15 protein-coding genes are annotated in these 16983 nt (G+C 72.2%); 9 read left to right on the forward strand and 6 right to left on the reverse strand.

The annotated features are described in order from the left end of the window. Nucleotides 1-28 precede the first annotated feature (28 nt). The 5 genes from dnaK (at nucleotide 29) to ACFV9Q_RS21735 (ending at nucleotide 4680) form a co-directional block, all read left to right on the forward strand. Complete coding sequence (gene dnaK, locus ACFV9Q_RS21715) at nucleotides 29-1894, forward strand: molecular chaperone DnaK (RefSeq protein WP_377236121.1); 1866 nt, start codon at nucleotides 29-31, stop codon at nucleotides 1892-1894. Next, nucleotides 1891-2562, forward strand: a complete 672-nt coding sequence (grpE, locus tag ACFV9Q_RS21720) for a nucleotide exchange factor GrpE (protein ID WP_377236122.1) — start codon at nucleotides 1891-1893, stop codon at nucleotides 2560-2562. The genes dnaK and grpE overlap by 4 nt, the downstream gene beginning before the upstream one ends. Before the next feature lie 75 nt (nucleotides 2563-2637). Beyond that, entirely contained in the window at nucleotides 2638-3648 is a 1011-nt protein-coding gene (locus ACFV9Q_RS21725; RefSeq protein ID WP_377236123.1) for a DnaJ C-terminal domain-containing protein, read from the forward strand. Between the two features lie 89 nt (nucleotides 3649-3737). Then, complete coding sequence (locus ACFV9Q_RS21730) at nucleotides 3738-4190, forward strand: heat shock protein transcriptional repressor HspR (RefSeq protein ID WP_377236124.1); 453 nt, start codon at nucleotides 3738-3740, stop codon at nucleotides 4188-4190. A 163-nt stretch (nucleotides 4191-4353) separates the two neighbouring features. Then, nucleotides 4354-4680, forward strand: coding sequence for a DUF1540 domain-containing protein (locus ACFV9Q_RS21735; RefSeq protein WP_377236125.1), 327 nt, complete (start codon nucleotides 4354-4356; stop codon nucleotides 4678-4680). Nucleotides 4681-4733: 53 nt separating this feature from the next. Here ACFV9Q_RS21735 and ACFV9Q_RS21740 read toward each other — a convergent pair whose 3' ends face one another. Then, on the reverse strand, nucleotides 4734-5501 hold the full coding sequence (locus ACFV9Q_RS21740; RefSeq protein WP_285107839.1) for a hypothetical protein: 768 nt from the start codon (nucleotides 5499-5501) through the stop codon (nucleotides 4734-4736). A gap of 271 nt (nucleotides 5502-5772) precedes the next feature. On the opposite strand from ACFV9Q_RS21740, the gene ACFV9Q_RS21745 reads away from it, so the two are divergent. Further along, nucleotides 5773-9219 (forward strand): sigma-70 family RNA polymerase sigma factor, encoded by a 3447-nt coding sequence (locus ACFV9Q_RS21745; protein ID WP_377236126.1) that lies wholly within the window; start codon nucleotides 5773-5775, stop codon nucleotides 9217-9219. A gap of 36 nt (nucleotides 9220-9255) precedes the next feature. Here ACFV9Q_RS21745 and upp read toward each other — a convergent pair whose 3' ends face one another. Then, nucleotides 9256-9891 carry a uracil phosphoribosyltransferase gene (gene upp / locus ACFV9Q_RS21750; protein WP_026366119.1) on the reverse strand — a complete coding sequence of 212 codons (636 nt, stop codon included), beginning with the start codon at nucleotides 9889-9891 and terminating at the stop codon, nucleotides 9256-9258. A gap of 176 nt (nucleotides 9892-10067) precedes the next feature. Here upp and ACFV9Q_RS21755 point away from each other — a divergent pair, with 176 nt between their 5' ends. After that, a complete protein-coding gene (locus ACFV9Q_RS21755) occupies nucleotides 10068-10502 on the forward strand; it encodes a nucleoside deaminase (RefSeq protein WP_377236204.1) in 435 nt (144 codons plus the stop codon). A 105-nt stretch (nucleotides 10503-10607) separates the two neighbouring features. Continuing rightward, the gene (locus tag ACFV9Q_RS21760; protein ID WP_377236127.1) at nucleotides 10608-11492 is read left to right on the forward strand and encodes an NAD-dependent protein deacetylase; all 885 of its coding nucleotides are present in this window, start codon (nucleotides 10608-10610) and stop codon (nucleotides 11490-11492) included. 9 nt (nucleotides 11493-11501) lie between these two features. Here the strand turns inward: ACFV9Q_RS21760 and ACFV9Q_RS21765 are convergent, their stop codons facing one another. After that, nucleotides 11502-12458 carry a transglutaminase domain-containing protein gene (locus tag ACFV9Q_RS21765; protein WP_377236128.1) on the reverse strand — a complete coding sequence of 319 codons (957 nt, stop codon included), beginning with the start codon at nucleotides 12456-12458 and terminating at the stop codon, nucleotides 11502-11504. A 219-nt stretch (nucleotides 12459-12677) separates the two neighbouring features. Between ACFV9Q_RS21765 and ACFV9Q_RS21770 the strand changes: the two genes are divergently transcribed. Continuing rightward, nucleotides 12678-13673: an arabinan endo-1,5-alpha-L-arabinosidase gene (locus ACFV9Q_RS21770; protein ID WP_377236129.1), complete on the forward strand. Its 996-nt coding sequence runs from the start codon at nucleotides 12678-12680 to the stop codon at nucleotides 13671-13673. A 75-nt stretch (nucleotides 13674-13748) separates the two neighbouring features. Here ACFV9Q_RS21770 and ACFV9Q_RS21775 read toward each other — a convergent pair whose 3' ends face one another. The 3 genes from ACFV9Q_RS21775 to ACFV9Q_RS21785 are packed head-to-tail and all read right to left on the reverse strand — an operon-like array spanning nucleotide 13749 to nucleotide 16938. Next, nucleotides 13749-15431: a carbohydrate-binding domain-containing protein gene (locus ACFV9Q_RS21775; RefSeq protein WP_377236130.1), complete on the reverse strand. Its 1683-nt coding sequence runs from the start codon at nucleotides 15429-15431 to the stop codon at nucleotides 13749-13751. Continuing rightward, the gene (locus ACFV9Q_RS21780) at nucleotides 15428-16285 is read right to left on the reverse strand and encodes a polyphosphate polymerase domain-containing protein (RefSeq protein WP_377236131.1); all 858 of its coding nucleotides are present in this window, start codon (nucleotides 16283-16285) and stop codon (nucleotides 15428-15430) included. Before ACFV9Q_RS21780 ends, ACFV9Q_RS21775 begins: the two co-directional genes overlap by 4 nt. Further along, a complete protein-coding gene (locus ACFV9Q_RS21785; RefSeq protein WP_377236132.1) occupies nucleotides 16282-16938 on the reverse strand; it encodes a DUF4956 domain-containing protein in 657 nt (218 codons plus the stop codon). The genes ACFV9Q_RS21780 and ACFV9Q_RS21785 overlap by 4 nt, the downstream gene beginning before the upstream one ends. Nucleotides 16939-16983 lie beyond the last annotated feature (45 nt).

The raw sequence follows: 16983 nt of genomic DNA on the forward strand, positions 1-16983 counted from the left end.
CTCAATCTGTCGAAGGAAGGCAGCAGACATGGCACGCGCAGTAGGTATCGACCTCGGTACGACGAACTCGGTGGTGGCAGTCCTCGAGGGCGGGGAGCCCACCGTCATCGCCAACGCGGAGGGCTCGCGGACCACCCCCTCGGTGGTCGCGTTCTCCAAGACGGGCGAGGTCCTGGTCGGTGAGGTCGCCAAGCGGCAGGCCGTCACCAACGTGGACCGCACCATCTCCTCGGTCAAGCGCCACATGGGCACGGACTGGACCGTCGACATCGACGACAAGAAGTACACCGCGCAGGAGATCTCGGCCCGCATCCTGGGCAAGCTCAAGCGCGACGCCGAGGAGTACCTGGGCGAGCCCGTCACCGAGGCCGTCATCACGGTCCCGGCGTACTTCAACGACGCCGAGCGTCAGGCGACCAAGGACGCCGGCCAGATCGCCGGCCTGGACGTCAAGCGCATCGTCAACGAGCCCACCGCGGCCGCGCTCGCCTACGGCCTGGAGAAGGGCAAGGAGGACGAGCTCATCCTGGTCTTCGACCTCGGTGGCGGCACGTTCGACGTCTCCCTCCTCGAGGTGGGCAAGGACGAGGACGACTTCTCGACCATCCAGGTGCGCGCCACCTCCGGCGACAACCGCCTCGGTGGTGACGACTGGGACCAGCGCGTCGTGGAGCACCTCATCAAGCAGGTGAAGAACTCCTCGGGCGTCGACCTGTCGAAGGACAAGATCGCCCTGCAGCGCCTCCGTGAGGCCGCTGAGCAGGCCAAGAAGGAGCTCTCGTCCGCGACGAGCACCAACATCTCGATGCAGTACCTCTCGATGAGCGAGAACGGCCCCATCCACCTGGACGAGAAGCTCACGCGGGCTCAGTTCCAGCAGATGACGCAGGACCTCATCGACCGCACCAAGGCGCCGTTCCACGCCGTGATCCGCGACGCCGGCATCTCGGTCTCCGACATCGACCACGTGGTGCTCGTGGGTGGCTCCACCCGCATGCCCGCCGTGACCGAGGTCGTCAAGGAGCTCACCGGTGGCCGCGAGCCCAACAAGGGCGTGAACCCGGACGAGGTCGTCGCCGTCGGCGCCGTGCTGCAGGCCGGCGTCATCTCCGGTGACCGCAAGGACGTCCTGCTGATCGACGTCACCCCGCTGTCCCTCGGTATCGAGACCAAGGGTGGCGTGATGACCAAGCTCATCGAGCGCAACACCGCGATCCCGACCAAGCGCAGCGAGGTCTTCTCCACGGCGGACGACAACCAGCCGTCCGTGGCGATCCAGGTGTTCCAGGGCGAGCGCGAGTTCACCCGTGACAACAAGCCGCTGGGCGTCTTCGAGCTCACCGGCATCGCGCCGGCCCCGCGCGGCGTGCCGCAGATCGAGGTCACGTTCGACATCGACGCGAACGGCATCGTGCACGTGTCCGCCAAGGACCGCGGCACGGGCATGGAGCAGTCGATGAAGATCACGGGCGGCTCCGCGCTCCCCAAGGACGACATCGACCGCATGGTCAAGGACGCCGAGCTGCACGCCGAGGAGGACAAGAAGCGGCGCGAGGAGGCGGACACCCGCAACCAGGCCGAGGCCTTCGCGTACTCCATGGAGAAGCAGATCGCGGACAACCGCGACAAGCTCCCGGCCGAGGTCGTCACCGAGGTCGAGGCCGACATCGCCGCCGTGAAGGCCGCGCTCGAGGCCGAGGACGCCGACGCCGTGAAGAGCTCGTACGAGAAGCTCGGCGCGTCGTCGCAGAAGATCGGCGAGGCGCTGTACGCGGCCGAGCAGCCCGCGGCGCAGGGTGCCGAGGGCAATCCGCAGCCGGCGAACGCCCAGTCCGCCAAGGACGAGGACGTCGTCGACGCCGAGATCGTGGACGACGAGGACGAGCGCAAGTGACGGACGAGCACCAGCAGGGACCCCCCGAGCCCGAGGGCTCGGGGGAGCACCCCTTCCAGTTCACGGACAAGCGCAAGGTGAACGCCTCCGGCGACGAGGCGCGCCCGGCCGAGCCCGCTCCGGCGGACGACGCCGCCGCGGCGGACGACTCCGCCGCGGCCCCCGCCCAGGGGGACGCGTCTGGCGACCCGCTGGCCGGGCTCGACTTCGAGCCCTCCGGTGACGCCGCCGAGGCGTCCGCGGTCCTCAAGGCCAAGGCCGAGGCGGCGGAGCACCTGGACGCGCTGCAGCGCGAGCGGGCCAGCTTCACGAACTACCGCAACCGGGCGCTGCGCGACCAGGACGCCGCGCGCGACCGGGGCGTGCAGGACGTGCTGGCGGCGCTGCTGCCCGTGCTCGACGACGTCGAGCGCGCGAAGCAGCACGGCGAGCTGAGCGGTCCCATGGCGGCGATCGCGGAGAAGCTCGACCAGAGCCTGCAGAAGTTCGGCGTCGAGCGGTTCGGCAAGGTGGGGGAGGAGTTCGACCCCACCCTGCACGAGGCGCTCATGCACTCGACCGACGCGGACGCGACGGCCGCCACGGTGAACCTCGTGGTGGAGCCCGGGTACAAGATCGGCGACAAGGTGGTCCGGGCGGCGCGCGTAGGCGTCGTCGGGCCCGAGTAGTCCTGGTCCCGGCGGCCGGGCCCGACCCTGAGGGGGCGGGCCCGGCTTCCGGGCCACAGTGCGGAAGGAGGTGCCATGACCGGTCAGGACTGGATGGAGAAGGACTTCTACGCCGTGCTGGGCGTGTCCAAGGACGCCGACGACGCGGCCGTCAAGAAGGCCTACCGCAAGCTCGCGCGCCAGTACCACCCCGACCAGAACCAGGGGAACGCCGCGGCGGAGTCCAAGTTCAAGGAGATCGGCGAGGCCTACGCGGTGCTCTCCGACGCGGAGCAGCGCCGCCAGTACGACGCGGTGCGCGCCATGGCGGGCGGCGCCCGCTTCTCGGCGGGTGCCGGCGGTGCCGGGGCCGGCGGGTTCGAGGACATCATGGGCGCCATGTTCGGCGGCGCCCAGGGCACGGGCGGCCGGGGCGGGCCGCGCGTCCGCTACCCGCAGGGCGGGAACGGCGGCTTCGAGGACATCCTCGGCTCCATGTTCGGCGCCGGCGCAGGCCGAACGGCCTACGGCGCGGGAACCACCGGATACACGACCCCGACCCCGGGCGCGGACGTCGTCGCCCAGGTCACGCTGCCGTTCCGGGCAGCCGTGGAGGGTACGACGGCGGAGCTCGAGGTCAACGGCCGCACCATCACGGCCCGGATCCCCGCGGGGATCAACGACGGCAAGAAGATCCGGCTGCGCGGCAAGGGCCGGCCCGGGGTGGCCGGCGGTCCGGCGGGCGACCTCGTGGTCACCGTGCACGTCACGCCCCACCCGGTCTGGACGCTGGACGGCGTGGACCTGCGCATGACCGTGCCCGTCACGTTCGCGGAGGCGGCGCTCGGCACCACGCTGGAGGTGCCCACCCTGGACGGCGCCACCGTGCGGCTCAAGGTGCCCGCGGGCACGCCGTCGGGCCGGGTGCTGCGCGTCAAGGGCCGTGGCGTGCGGACGGCGAACGCGACCGGTGACCTGCTCTTCACCGTGCAGGTGGCCGTGCCGCAGAAGCTCAGCAAGAAGGCCAGGCAGGCGCTGGAGACGTTCGCCGCCGAGAGCGACGGCGAGGACGTGCGCGCCGGGCTGGCCGCGCGGGCGGCGGAATGACGACCGGTGCGGTGGGGCGGCTGCCCTGCCGCACCGGGTTCGGCTAACCTGCCCGCACCAACAGTGCAAAACAGACTTGGGAGGTGCGCATGGTCGACGACGACACACCCGTGCTCACCGTGTCCAAGGCCGCCGAGCTCGCGGGCATGCACCCGCAGACGCTGCGGCAGTACGACCGGCTCGGCCTGGTGGTGCCCCGGCGTACGCGCGGCCGCGGCCGCCGGTACTCGCGGCGCGACATCGCACGCCTGCTCCAGGTCCAGCGGCTCGCCCAGGGCGAGGGCATCAACCTCGCCGGGATCAAGCGGATCCTCGACCTGGAGGCGCACGTCTCCGTCCTGGAGGAGCGCCTCGGCGACCTGCTGATGCGGGTCCAGGAGGAGGGGCGCGTGTTCGCCGCCGGGCCGGCCGCGGGCGACGTCGTGGTGGTCCAGCGTGGTCAGCGCGTCCGCAGCGCGGCGGTGCGCGTCGACCTGGAGCACCGTGCCGCCGGCGGGGGCGCCGTGGTGCTCTGGCGGCCGGCCCCGCGGCGCGAGGAGTGACCGCTTCCTCGGTGCGCGGCTGATTTCAGCAATGCCATTCTTTCGTTAATCAAGAATGCACGCCCGAGTATAGGTAAGGCATTCCTTGCTCTACGCGATCCGCCATTTCGGAATACGATCGGTGTATTCCGCAGGAGTGACGCACCGAGCGAGGAGAGATGCCATGAGCACGCTGATGGAAATGCCCGAGGTCGTCGAGTGCTCGATCGACGGCTGCGGGTACAACCACGAGCACGGCTGCCACGCCGGCGCCGTCACCATCGGAGGGCACGCGGGCGACGCCGCCTGTGCCACGTTCATCCCCCTGAGCACCAAGGGCGGCCTGGAGAAGGTGATCGCCCACGTCGGCGCCTGCCAGCGCGCGGAGTGCGCCCACAACGACCACCTGGAGTGCAACGCGACGTCGATCCGCGTGGGACCGGGCCCCGAGGACCCGGGCCACGCCGACTGCCTCACCTTCGAGCCGAACGGCGCAGCGCAGCAGGTCTGAGTACGTCAGGCAGGGCCGAGGGTCCGGGTGCTCGTCGTCGAGCACCCGGACCCTCAGCGCGCCAGGTGGTCCAGGAGGAGCAGGGCGTCGCCGTGCGTCCCGGGGAGCCGCTCGACCCACACCCGGGTCGGGCGGCGCACCTCTGTCGTCAGGCCGAGCACCTCGGCGTTGCGCTCCACGACGCGGCGCAGCGACTGGCCGAGCTCCGCCGTCGTCGGACCGCGCTCGCACAGCACCACGAACGTGCCGTCGCCCACGGCGGCCATCGGGTGGCCCTCGCCGAACACCTGGTGCAGGGTGCGGCCGATCGCGGCGGAGCGCGCCAGGCGCTGCCAGGTGTCGAGGTTCTCCAGGCCCACGTCGAGCACCAGCAGGCAGTGGGACTCGCCCGCGGTCGAGCCGGTGCGCTGGGCCACGCCGTAGGTCTCGCGCAGCCGCTCGCCCAGGTACTCACCCGTGGGCAGACCGGTCGAGGGGTCGTGCGTGGCGATCTGGTAGGGCACGCGCTCGCGCTCCCCGACCCAGCCGATCGCCGCGGCGCGCAGCGCGCCGACGTCCGTGGGGCGCCCGAAGGCGGCGTAGAGGCAGGCGACGTCGTCCAGGGCCTCGGTGATCCCGGCACCCACACCGGCGCGCGCCGCACCGAGCCGCTCGGCCGGCGCGATCACGCCACGGCCCTCGGCCAGTGCCTCTGCTAGCGCTTCTGCGGCGGGGTGCTCCCAGTCGTTCGGCCGGATCCATACCGACGCCAGACTCGTAGCGCGCCACCGCTCGCGCAGGTCGTGCACACGCACCCGCGCCTCCTGCTGTGCCTCGCTCATACTGATGGGACCCTCACGGGGATACATCATGACGCACCTTCGGAGGTGACGTGCCGGACTTCACCCGGGCATCACCCCGGAATCTGGAATTCCACCCCCTAAATCTTGCGCCTGGCTCTATAGTCTTGGCAGGACGGCGACAGTCAACGGCAGCGCGACCACCGCGAGAGTCTGGGTAGACGTGAGGCAAGTCGAGAGCAGCACAGGGGAAACCCCTAGCGACGCGGAACTGATCCTGCAGGTCAGGTCAGGTGACCGCGATGCTTTTGGCGTGCTCTACGAGCGTCACTCGGCCGCCGCTCGCGCCCTCGCCCGCCAGTACGTCCCGGCCGCCGACGCGGAGGATGTCGTCGCCGACGCGTTCAGCAAGCTGTTCGAGATGCTGCGCCGCGGGGTCGGCCCCGACGCCGGGTTCCGCCCGTACCTGTACACGATGGTCCGCCACCGGTCGTTCGACGTGTCGCGCGGCGCCGCGCGCACCCGACCGAGCACCGACGACGAGATCGAGTCCGTCCTCGGCCGGGTGGCCTCGAAGGACGACCCGGCGCTCGAGGGCTTCGAGCGCAGCGTGATCGCCAAGGCCTACGTCGACCTGCCGGAGCGGTGGCGCGAGGTCCTCTGGTACGTGCTCGTGGACGAGCTCAAGCCGGCCCAGGTCGCGCCCGTGCTCGGGCTCAGCCCCAACGGCGTGTCCGCCCTGCTCTACCGCGCCAAGGAGGCGCTGCGGGCCGGGTACCTCCAGCAGCACCTGACGCACGCGCCGTCCGACACCTGCCGCACCGTCAACCCGCTGCTCGGCGGGTACGTGCGGGCGAGCCTGTCCAAGCGCGAGACCACCAAGATCGACGAGCACCTGTCCACCTGCGCCACGTGCAGCGCCCTCGTGCTCGAGCTGCACGACGTGGCGCACGGCATGAAGACCGTCATCGCCCCGCTGGTGCTGGGCGCGGGCGGCCTCGCCCTGGTCGGTGCCGGCGCCCCGATCGGCGGCATGGTCGTCGCCGCGAAGGCCGGCGCGGGCGCGGCGGCCGGTGGCGCGCACTCCGCCTCCGCCATGAGCGCGGCGTCGAGCGGCTCGTTCTCCGGCGCGGTGTCGTCCGCCGTCTCCACCACCGCGGGCGCCGTCGCGTCGGCCGCAGCCGCCGCGACGGGTGGCAGCGTGGCCGCGGGCGCGCTCGCCGTCGCCGCCGTCGGCCTGGTCGCGGCGCTGCAGATCACGGCGCCGCCCGAGGCGGACACGCTGATCGACACGGTGATCGCCACCAACGACGGCCGGGAGCTGCCGGGCGGCGGCTCCGCCGAGGAGGTCAAGGGCGGCAACCCCGTGCTGCCGACCGACGTCGTGCCCAACGAGAACACCGCGTACATCGAGGTCGACTACGCGGACGCCGCGCAGCCGCTGGCACCCCGGCAGAGCCAGAACCTGTCGTTCACCGTGGAGAACACGGGCGCCGCCGACGCGACCGGCGCCCAGCTCGAGGTCACGCTCCCGAACGGGCTCAGCGCCGCGAAGCCGGAGGGCTCCTTCGGGACGGGGATCGGCGGCCGCCTGATCTCCAGCAGTGCGCCGCCCACCGCCGAGGCCACGCCGACGCCCGTCGCGACCGGTGGCACGTCGTCGGAGGCGAAGGCCGACGCCTCGGCGGGCTCGTCCACCAGCGAGATCGAGATGCCGACGTCGCCGAGCGCGTCGCCCAGCGCGCCCACCACCGAGGGCTCCGTCCCGGTCGAGGCCCCGGTCGGCTGCACGCCGACCGAGCGGGCCAACGTCGTGCTCTGCTCGATCGGCGAGCTCGCCCAGGGCGCGACGCGCAGCGTGGTCGTGCCGGTGCAGGCCAACGCCGGCGGTGACTACCCGGTGAGCGCCAAGGTCTGGGCCGACGGCCTCCAGGCGATGAACGTCGACCTGCCGAGCCGCACGGTCGCGGCGTTCGGCCCGGAGCTGTCCGCGCAGACCCGGGACGTCTCGCTGTCCAGCCCGGGCAGCGCGCCGCTGCCCGTCACGCTGGTCAGCACCGGTGACCGCACGGTCGGTCCTGGCTGGGCCGTCGCCGTGTCCCTGCCCGACGGCGTCAAGCCGGCGTCGGAGCAGGCGCAGCTCTCGTGCGGGGCCGGTGACCTGCCGAACTCCTGGCTGTGCTCGCCGATCTCCGGGTCCTACCTGTCGTCGTCGCAGATCGAGCCGGACGGCGCTGTCGACGTGTCGCTGAACGTGACCACCGCGGCGTCGTCCACGGCGCAGCCCGCCGAGCTGGGCGTGGCGAACGTCCGGCCGGTCCTCGCCGGCAGCGCACGTTCCGCCTCGGCCACGCTGGTCGCCACCTCGGCCTGGGCCAACGCCGGTGCCGGCGTGGGCACCGTCACCGCGTCCTGCCTCGCCACCGGCGGGGTCGACAAGGCCGACGCCGCCGTGATCGGCAGCTACACCAACACGACCCAGCGCGTCGTGCGCGTCGCCCTCGAGGCGGCCGGCAGCCGCGAGTCCACGGGCAAGGACGTGGCGCCCGGCGAGTCCGCCCGGGTCACGGTGCACGACGGCCTGCGCGTTCCGGCCGGCCAGGCCACGTTCGTGCTGACCACGGCCGTGGACGGCAACACCTACGAGACCCGCGTCGCCGCCGGTGACCACCGTTCGGTGGACTGCTACCAGCCCGCGTGGGACACCACGACGAGCGTGCAGACCGTCAACTCGGGCGGCACCGTGGCCGTCCAGGGCACGATCACCAACAAGACGAACGAGTCGATGTCGGCCGTCATGTCCGTGCCCGTGGGCGAGGACACGCTCAAGACCGTCAAGCTGCCCGTCGCGGCCGGCGGCTCGGTGGACCTCTCCGTGAACACCGAGCGCACGCACATGCCGGCGGGCGACGTAACGTTCCACCTCTCCCGCGAGGTCGCGGACTCCGACGGCGACCTCGCCGACGCGTCGAGCACGCCCGCCAACAACCCGACGCAGTCCTTCGCCGCCGCCCAGATCCAGCCTGCGGCGGGCGAGCGGACCATGGCGGCCGAGTCCTGCGTGTTCGACGCCGAGAAGGACCACTCGGTGCAGACCTTCCAGGTCACGGCGGACAACACGGCCTCGACCCTGCCCGTGCCGTTCCACGTCGGGGACGTCACCCGGACCGTGCCCGCCGGGCAGACCGAGGTGATCGAGTTCCCGGTGGCCTGGGGCACCAACACCGTGGCGCTGACGGCGGCGGGCCAGACGCTCGACCAGCTCGACGTCGCCTTCAAGTCCTGTGCCGAGGTGACCTGGCCGACGGCGGAGCAGCTCACGGTCGAGGCCGCGGCCGAGTGCGTCGACCAGAACGTGCAGATCAAGGCGACGGTGCAGAACGGCACCGGCCGCGAGTGGCGCGGTGTGCTGGTGCAGGACGCCACCGGCGCGACGAGCGAGGAGCAGGCGGTCCCGGCCGGGTCGACCACGTTCACCCTGCCCCATCAGCCCCTGTTCACGCTCGACGGCAACGTCACCGTGCGGCTGACGCGTGAGCTGGAGGGCAACTCCTTCACGGTGGAGAAGTCGTTCGCGGTGAAGGGCGAGAACTGCGTGCTGCCCGAGCCCACCTGCGAGCCGACGACGGACGACCCGTCCGCCGAGCAGGCCGCGTTCACGACCCGGACCGTGAACAGGGCGCCGACGGACAGCCCTTGGCGGCGGCTGATGGGCCTCGACGGCTGCGAGCCCGCGACCTCCGAGGGCGAGCAGGCCTAGCGCCCGGGGCGCCCCGGTCGGGGCGCCACGCCGGCGTCAGACGATGCCGTACAGCCGGTCCCCGGCGTCGCCCAGGCCGGGCACGATGTAGGCCTTCTCGTTGAGGCGCTCGTCCACGGCCGCGACCACGACCGACAGGTTCGCGCGGTCGCCCACGTGCTCCTCCAGGAGCGCGATGCCCTCCGGGGCGGCCAGCAGGCAGACGGCCGTGACCTCGCGCGCACCGCGCTCCAGCACGTAGTCGATCGCCGCGACCAGCGTGCCGCCCGTGGCGAGCATCGGGTCGATGAGGAACACGTGGCGGCCGGTCAGGTCGTCGGGCAGGCGGTTCGCGTACGTGACGGCCTTGAACGTCTCCTCGTCGCGCACCAGGCCGAGGAACCCGACCTCCGCCGTCGGGAGCAGGCGGCTCATGCCGTCCAGCATGCCCAGGCCCGCCCGCAGGATCGGCACCACCAGCGGCGGCGGGGACGCGAGGCGCGTGCCCGTCATGGTGGTGATCGGCGTCTTCACCTCGTGCGGCTCGGTGGCGATCTCGCGCGTGGCCTCGTAGGCCAGCAGCGTCACCAGCTCGTCGACCAGCAGGCGGAAGGTGGGCGAGTCCGTGGTCTCGTCCCGCAGGACGGTCAGCTTGTGGGCTACCAGGGGGTGATCGACGACGTGAAGGCGCATGGGGCCAACGCTACCGGGCGGTCGAACGCCGGGGCGGTGCGGAGCCCCGGAAAGTCGCCAGTCCCACACTCCGGCCCCGCACCGCCCCGTCAGACACACAGGTCACTAGGGTGACCTGTGTGTCTGACACAGCAGGACTGAGCGCCGCGGAGCGCCGCGCGCACTGGGAACGGTGGATGGGCGTCGCCCTCGACGAGGCCCGGCGTGCCCTGGACACCGGCGACGTGCCGGTCGGCGCCCTGGTGCTCGACGAGGCGGGCGAGGTGATCGGCGTCGGGCACAACGAGCGGGAGGCGACGGGGGACCCGACCGCCCACGCCGAGGTGCTCGCGATGCGGGCGGCCGCGGCCGCACGCGGCGAGTGGCGGCTGTCCGGCTGCACGCTCGTCGTCACGCTGGAGCCCTGCCCGATGTGCGCGGGCGCCCTCGTGCAGTCGAGGGTGCGGCGGCTGGTCCTCGGCGCGTGGGACCCGAAGGCCGGTGCCACGGGCTCCGTGTGGGACCTCGTGCGCGACCAGCGCGCGCTGCACGAGGTCGAGGTGCTGGGCGGCTTCCGCGAGGACGAGTGCGGGGCGCTGCTCCGGGAGTTCTTCGGGGCGCGGCGGGGCTGACGGGCGCGGCGGCGGCGCGTCCTCGTCGACCGGCACGACGAACCGCGGTGCGAAATGGAACACACCACGGGTGCGCCGGGCAGTCGGCGGCATACCCTCGTAAGCGTGTTCCCTCAAGCTCGACCCACCACGTGGCAGCCCGAGCCCGTCGAGGTCGCCCGCACCACCGTGGACGACGTCGTGGACGTGCTCTCGGGCCTCCGGATCACCGCGCTCACGGGCGCGGGGGTCTCGACCGACTCCGGCATCCCCGACTACCGCGGCCCCGACTCCCCGCCGCGCAGCCCCATGACCTACCAGCAGTTCGTGGGTGACGAAGAGTTCCGCCGGCACTACTGGGCGCGCAACCACGTGGGCTGGCAGCACGTGGACCGCACCGCGCCGAACGCCGGCCACCGCGCGTTCGCCGAGCTGGAGGAGCGCGGCATCCTCGCCGGCATCATCACGCAGAACGTGGACCTCCTGCACGAGGACGCGGGCTCCCGCAACGTCATCGACCTGCACGGACGCTACGACCGCGTGATCTGCCTCAACTGCGGCCGGGTCATCTCGCGCACGCACCTCGCGGAGCGGCTCACCGAGCTCAACCCGGGCTTCCTGGAGTCCGTGGGCGACGTCGCGGACGTGGAGATCGCGCCCGACGCCGACGCCGTCATCGAGTCGACCGCGCACTTCAAGCCGGCCCCCTGCGAGTTCTGCGGGGGCGTGCTCAAGCCGGAGATCGTCTACTTCGGCGAGAACGTGCCGCGCGAGCGGGTGGAGCGGGCGTTCGCGCTGGTCGACGCCGCCGACGCGCTGCTCGTCGCCGGCTCGTCGCTGACCGTGATGAGCGGGCTGCGGTTCGTGCGGCACGCGGCCGAGGCGGGCAAGCCCGTCGTCATCGTGAACCGCGGCATCACGCGCGGCGACAAGTACGCGACGGTCAAGGTCGACGCCGGGACGAGCGACGTCCTGCAGGAGCTGGTCCGCCGCCTCCCGGCGCCCGCCTGACGCGTTCCGCTAGCGGGTGGTGAGGTCCGTGATGCCGTCGTGGCCCGTGGGGGAGAGCGTCAGCACACGGTTGCCCGGGTGCAGCCGCGAGTCCCCGTGGTACAGCTCGGCGAGCTGGTCGGCGGCCTCGCCGTCCCCGGCGTCGGCAGCCACGAGCAGGTAGGCGAGCTCGTCGGCGACGGCGTCGAACTCGGCGTCGGACACGTCCACGCCCGCCAGCCCCGCGTCCCGGACCCAGGCCGCGGCCTGGCCGCCCGCGGCCTCCTGGACGGAGGACGTGCCGAGCTGCGGTCCCCAGAAGTCCCAGAGCAGCAGCTCGTCGCGGTGCCGGTGCGCCACCTCGTACAGCACGTAGGAGCGCACGAAGTCCTTGCCGTGCAGGTACGACACCTCTGTCGTCACGCCGTACGTCGCGGGGTCGACGGTCCCGGCGCGGATCGCCAGCCACGCCTCCGCCGCCGTCACGAACGGCGACTCCGGCCCGGTGGGCATGTCGTGCACGTCGAAGTCGAAGTCCTTCTGGTCGAGCTCGGAGTCGAACCGCACCCAGCGCTTCCCGTCCCAGCGTTCGCCCACCACGTGGTCGGCGTTCCAGCTCGGCACGAAGTAGTTGGCGAAGCCGATCCGGGAGCGCGCCGGCACGTCGTGCGTGCGCAGCACGCCGAGCGTCAGCAGCGTGTGGTCGCGGCAGCAGCCCGCGACCTGCTGCGCCTGCGTGCGCGGCCCGTCGAGGGGCGCGCGCAGCTCCGCGGCGTCCAGGATCGAGGTGAGCCAGCGCCGGTCGGGGTCGCTCTTCTGCTCGTCGGTCAGTGTCGGGCCATCGGCCCGGTAGTGCACGACGGCGGTGCAGACGAACCGGTGCAGCTCCTCCGGGTCGGTGCTCAGCTCGGTGAAGTATCCGGTGTGATTTCCGGGGTTCGAGTACGGACTGTGGTCCGCGTAGTCGAAGAGTGTGGGCGCGGGCATCGGTGTCCTCCCTCGGCGGTGTCCGGAACACTACCCCGCGACCCCGGACATTTCACAGGCCATTCGACGGACCCGGGCTGCCCCTTGACGCGCTGATTCACCCACCTCCACACTGTTCTACAACCTTGTAGAAGCCGGAGCGACGAAGGTCCGGCGGCGATTGTGAGCGCTCACAGCCACCGCTCCGTCGTGCCCGGCACGTACCGGACGGAGGCAACGATGCACCAGTTCCGAGCACGTCTCACCCCCAGCGCCCGACGCCGACAGGCGGCCGTCGCGCTGCTCGTCGCCGCAGGGCTCGCGATCGCACCGGCGGCGCCCGCCGCCATGATGGCCTACCCCGACCCCGGCGTCGTCACCGGGAGCACCGGGGTGCACGACCCGGAGGTGGCCAAGTCGCCCGGCGGCAACTACCTGCTCGCCCACACGGGCGACGGGATCACCCTGAAGACGTCGACGGACCGCACCCGCTGGAGCGACGCCGGGGCCGTGTTCCCGAACGGCGCCTCCTGGACGCACGCGTACACGAACGGCAGCAACCACCTCTGGGCGCCCGACATCACCTACGTCAACGGCCGCTACTACCTGTACTACTCGGCGTCGACCTTCGGCTCGAACCACTCCGGCATCTTTCTCGCCACGAGCACCACGGGCGCGCAGGGGTCGTGGACCAACCAGGGCCTCGTCATCGAGTCGAACACGTCGGACAGCTTCAACGCGATCGACCCGAACCTCGTCATCGACCAGTCCGGCCGCTGGTACCTGAGCTTCGGCTCGTTCTGGTCGGGCATCAAGCTGATCACGCTCGACTCCTCGACGGGCAGGCGCTCGGGGTCCGAGCTCCGGAGCATCGCAGGCCGGGGCGGCGGGGCCATCGAGGCGCCGACCATCCACTACCGCAACGGGTACTACTACCTGTTCGTCTCGTTCGACGCCTGCTGCCAGGGCGCGAGCAGCACGTACCGCGTGATGGTGGGCCGGTCGACGTCGGTCACGGGTCCCTACGTGGACCGTGCCGGGACGGCCATGACGTCGGGCGGCGGTACCGAGATCCTGGCCGGCCACGGAAGCTTCCACGGGACCGGCCACCAGGCGGTGCTCCCGGACAGCGACGCCGATGCGCTCTTCTACCACTACTACACCGACAGCGGGGCCTCGCGGCTGGGCATCAACCTCCTCGGCTACGACTCCGCGGGCTGGCCCTACGTCTACTGAGCCGCCCCCTCGACGTGTCGGACGCTCAGGTCGCCGGGGTGACCTGAGCGTCTGACACGTCTTTGCGGCCGACGGTCAGGGCTGCGTACCCATGCCGGTGCTCGCCGGGGACTCGCCCGCCGTGGCCGTGGCGACGTCCGTGCCGTCGGCCTGGATCGTGTACTCCTCGCCCGTGGTCACGGCCTCGGAGGCCAGGACCACGGACTGGGCGTCCTTGGCCAGGGTCACTGTCGCCACCGTGGTGCCGGACGAGTCGACCACCGTGAGCTCCGTGCCCGCGGCCAGGGTGTCGAAGGTCGCGGCGACCCAGCCCTCCGAACCGTCGCCCGGCGTCTGCAGCATGCTGGACGTGCCGACGGCGAGGAGCGTGCCGGCCTGCACCGTGAGCGCGCCGGCGCTGTCGAGGGTGCCGTTGCCGCCGTCCGTCGGGCCGAACACCGTGACGTCGCCGCCGGAGATCGTCAGGGTCCCGTTCGAGTCCAGGCCGTCGCCCCCGGCGTCGACCGTGACGTCGCCACCCGTGATCACGAGCGAGTAGTCGCCCGCGGCCTCGCCCGGCATGCCGCCACCGCCACCCGCGCCGCCGCCTCCGCCCTGCGGCGGCTCGCCGTCCGGCATGGTGCCCGACGCCGGCGGCTCGCCTCCCGTGGCCGCCTCGCCCTGCGCGGGGGCCTGGGCGCCGGAGTCCTGGCCGGTCGCGGCGTCCGCCCCGGAGTCGTCGGTCGTGGCGGTGTCGGTCGTCGTGCTCGTGCCGCCCGCGGCGTTGAAGCCGTCGTCGGACGACGTGACGTCCACCGTGCCGCTCGCGACCAGGATGTGCGCCCCCTCCAGGCCCTCGACGGACTCGGCCACGGTGACCGTGGCGCCGTCGACCACGAGGTCGCTCTCGGCGTGCACGCCGTCGTCGCCGGACGTGACGGTGACCGTGCCGCCGAGGAGGGCCGCGTAGCCGACGGTCTCGCCGTCGTCGTTGGTGCCGTCCTCGTTGTCCGCCTTGAGGCCGTCGCCCTCGGCGTCGACGTCGAGCGTGCCGTCGGTGACGACCAGGAAGTCCTTGCCGCGCACGCCGTCGTCCACCGCGGTGACGGTGATGTCGCCGCCCGCGATCACGAGGCCGTCCTTCGAGGCGATCCCGTCGTTCGTGCTGCCGGTGACGTCCAGCGAGCCCGTGCCCGAGATGACCATCGAGTCGGCCGAGAACAGGGCGGCGTTGGGCGCGTCCTCGCTGGTGTCGGTGTAGGTCGCGGCGTCGGTCAGGCTGTTGGAGGAGCGGTCCGCGAGCACCACGGACACGTCGTCGGCCTGCGTGACTGCGACCGCGGACCCGGTCGAGCTGGTGATGTCCGCGCCGTCAAGCACGAGCCGCACGAGGCCGTCGGCCTCGGAGCTGACCACGACCTGGCCGTCGTCCAGGGTGCCGCTGATCCGGTAGGTGCCCGGCGCCGAGATGGTGACGGTGGAGCCGTCGGCGGTGGCGCCGTCGCCGGAGACCGTGGCGCTGTCGCCGTCGAGCGAGACGGTGGTCTCGTCCGCGGTGTCCCAGGTCTCCTCGGCAAGTGCCGCGAGGTCGGTGTAGTCCTCGTTGTCGGCCAGTGCGTCGTCGGTGGTGGTCGCCACCTCCGAGATGGTCGTCGTGGTGGTCGTGCCCGTGCCGCTCGTGGTCTCGGCGGTGGCCGTGCTGCACCCGGCGAGGGCGCCGAGCACGAGGGCGCCGGAGATCGTGGCGGTCAGGAATGGGCGGGGTCGGCGGATCTTCATGCTGAGGTCCTCTCGCTGGTCAGGAGGTGTCGTGCGGTGGTGGGCGCGCTCACGGTGAGCCGACGGCGGACGAGGCGCCGCCAGGGCATGTCCGGCAGGCCGGGCTCCAGCACGGCCAGCCCGGTGGCGTACTTGGAGATGCGGTCGGGACGGTGACCCGCGCGCCAGAGGAGACGGTCCACGGACGAGGGCCCGGAGCCGGCTGCGGTCTTGGTCTCGACCACCACGAGGTCGCCGATCGTGGCGCTGCGGAGCACTGAGGCGTCGGCCGGGCTGGTTTCGGTGTGGTCGGCGTCGGTGAGCCTGGCGTCGGCGTTGTCCGGTGCGGCCGGGACCAGCAGGTCCCAGACGAGGCCGGTGTCGAGCGTGACGCGGGCGTCGTCGAGCAGCAGGGTGGTGCGGTGGTAGCGAGACCGCAGGGTCGGGTTGAGCACGGGCGCCGACGGCGCCCCGGCGTCGGCCAGGCGGTCGGCGACGAAGGTGCGGGCCGGGCCGAGGTGGTCGGCGTCGTCGTGCGGCTGCCGCTCCTTGACCGTGGTGCCGCGGCCCGCCCGGGTCTTCACCTCGACGAAGCAGGTTCCGGTGTCCACGTAGGTCCGCGTGCGGACCTTGAACCGACGACGGCGGCGCGTCGCCGCGAGGCGGTACGCGTCCAGCTCCGGGGTGTCGAAGTAGGTGGAGTCGTAGGCGAACGAGCGGGACCCGTCGATCTCCAGCACCCGGGCCGGCGGCAGGGCCGCGAGCAGGTCGTCGAGCTCGTCCGGGGTGAGCACGTACTTGCGGTCGCGCCGGGTCTGGAGCGCGGCGGCCTCGTTCAGCTCGTCGAGGGTCACGGGGGCGAGGGTGTCGATCATCGGGCTGCCGCCAGCTCGGGGTGCCCGTTGCCGGTGGTTCCCTGCTGCGGGGTGCTCGGGTGCAGGGTGGTGGGGGCGCCGGTGCCGTCGTCGGTCACGATCGGCAGGCGGCGCGCCTCGGAGTAGCGGACGTCGACCCAGGTGGAGTCGTTCACGAGGTCCAGGCGCTGCACGGACAGGGCGTGCACGCGAGCCCCGAGGAGCTGCTCCAGGTACGCGACCAGCTCCGTCTGGTCGGGGATCGCGCGGTCGAGGACGACCAGCTCGCTGTGGTGCCTCGCGAACAGGCGGGGATGGTCGGCCAGCGCCATCACCAGGAGGATCAGGCCGCTGCCCGCGAGCCCGAGCCAGCCGGCGCTCGTCCCGAGCCCGCCCAGCAGGCCGAGCGCGAGCGACGCGAAGTAGTAGGCGACCTCGTGCTGCGACAGCTCCGTGGAGCGCAGCCGGATGATCGACAGCACGCCGAACAGGCCCAGGCCGAGACCCGCGGCGACGGCGCTCGCGGAGAGCGTCGCGGACACCGCGAGCACCCCCACGTTGACGCCGAGGTAGGCGACGACGAGGTCGCGCCGGCGGTGCCGCGGGAAGTAGAGCGCGAAGGTGAGGATGGTGACGGCGACGAGGTCGACCGCGTAGAGCATGAGCTGGTTCATCGGATCTCCGGGGTTATCGGGGTGATGAACACGAGGTAAACGCAT

The sequence above is a fragment of the Promicromonospora sp. NPDC059942 genome (genome assembly GCF_042731755.1).
In the GTDB taxonomy this organism is placed as follows: domain Bacteria; phylum Actinomycetota; class Actinomycetes; order Actinomycetales; family Cellulomonadaceae; genus Promicromonospora.

What these genes read in the sequence shown, in the direction of transcription:
- upp (WP_026366119.1), bottom strand. Translation starts at nt 9,891, where the DNA reads ATGCGCCTTCACGTCGTCGATCACCCCCTGGTAGCCCACAAGCTGACC.
- ACFV9Q_RS21725 (WP_377236123.1), top strand. Translation starts at nt 2,638, where the DNA reads ATGACCGGTCAGGACTGGATGGAGAAGGACTTCTACGCCGTGCTGGGC.
- dnaK (WP_377236121.1), top strand. Translation starts at nt 29, where the DNA reads ATGGCACGCGCAGTAGGTATCGACCTCGGTACGACGAACTCGGTGGTG.
- ACFV9Q_RS21755 (WP_377236204.1), top strand. Translation starts at nt 10,068, where the DNA reads ATGGGCGTCGCCCTCGACGAGGCCCGGCGTGCCCTGGACACCGGCGAC.
- ACFV9Q_RS21740 (WP_285107839.1), bottom strand. Translation starts at nt 5,501, where the DNA reads ATGAGCGAGGCACAGCAGGAGGCGCGGGTGCGTGTGCACGACCTGCGC.
- ACFV9Q_RS21785 (WP_377236132.1), bottom strand. Translation starts at nt 16,938, where the DNA reads ATGAACCAGCTCATGCTCTACGCGGTCGACCTCGTCGCCGTCACCATC.
- ACFV9Q_RS21730 (WP_377236124.1), top strand. Translation starts at nt 3,738, where the DNA reads ATGGTCGACGACGACACACCCGTGCTCACCGTGTCCAAGGCCGCCGAG.
- ACFV9Q_RS21765 (WP_377236128.1), bottom strand. Translation starts at nt 12,458, where the DNA reads ATGCCCGCGCCCACACTCTTCGACTACGCGGACCACAGTCCGTACTCG.
- ACFV9Q_RS21780 (WP_377236131.1), bottom strand. Translation starts at nt 16,285, where the DNA reads ATGATCGACACCCTCGCCCCCGTGACCCTCGACGAGCTGAACGAGGCC.
- ACFV9Q_RS21770 (WP_377236129.1), top strand. Translation starts at nt 12,678, where the DNA reads ATGCACCAGTTCCGAGCACGTCTCACCCCCAGCGCCCGACGCCGACAG.
- ACFV9Q_RS21775 (WP_377236130.1), bottom strand. Translation starts at nt 15,431, where the DNA reads ATGAAGATCCGCCGACCCCGCCCATTCCTGACCGCCACGATCTCCGGC.
- ACFV9Q_RS21735 (WP_377236125.1), top strand. Translation starts at nt 4,354, where the DNA reads ATGAGCACGCTGATGGAAATGCCCGAGGTCGTCGAGTGCTCGATCGAC.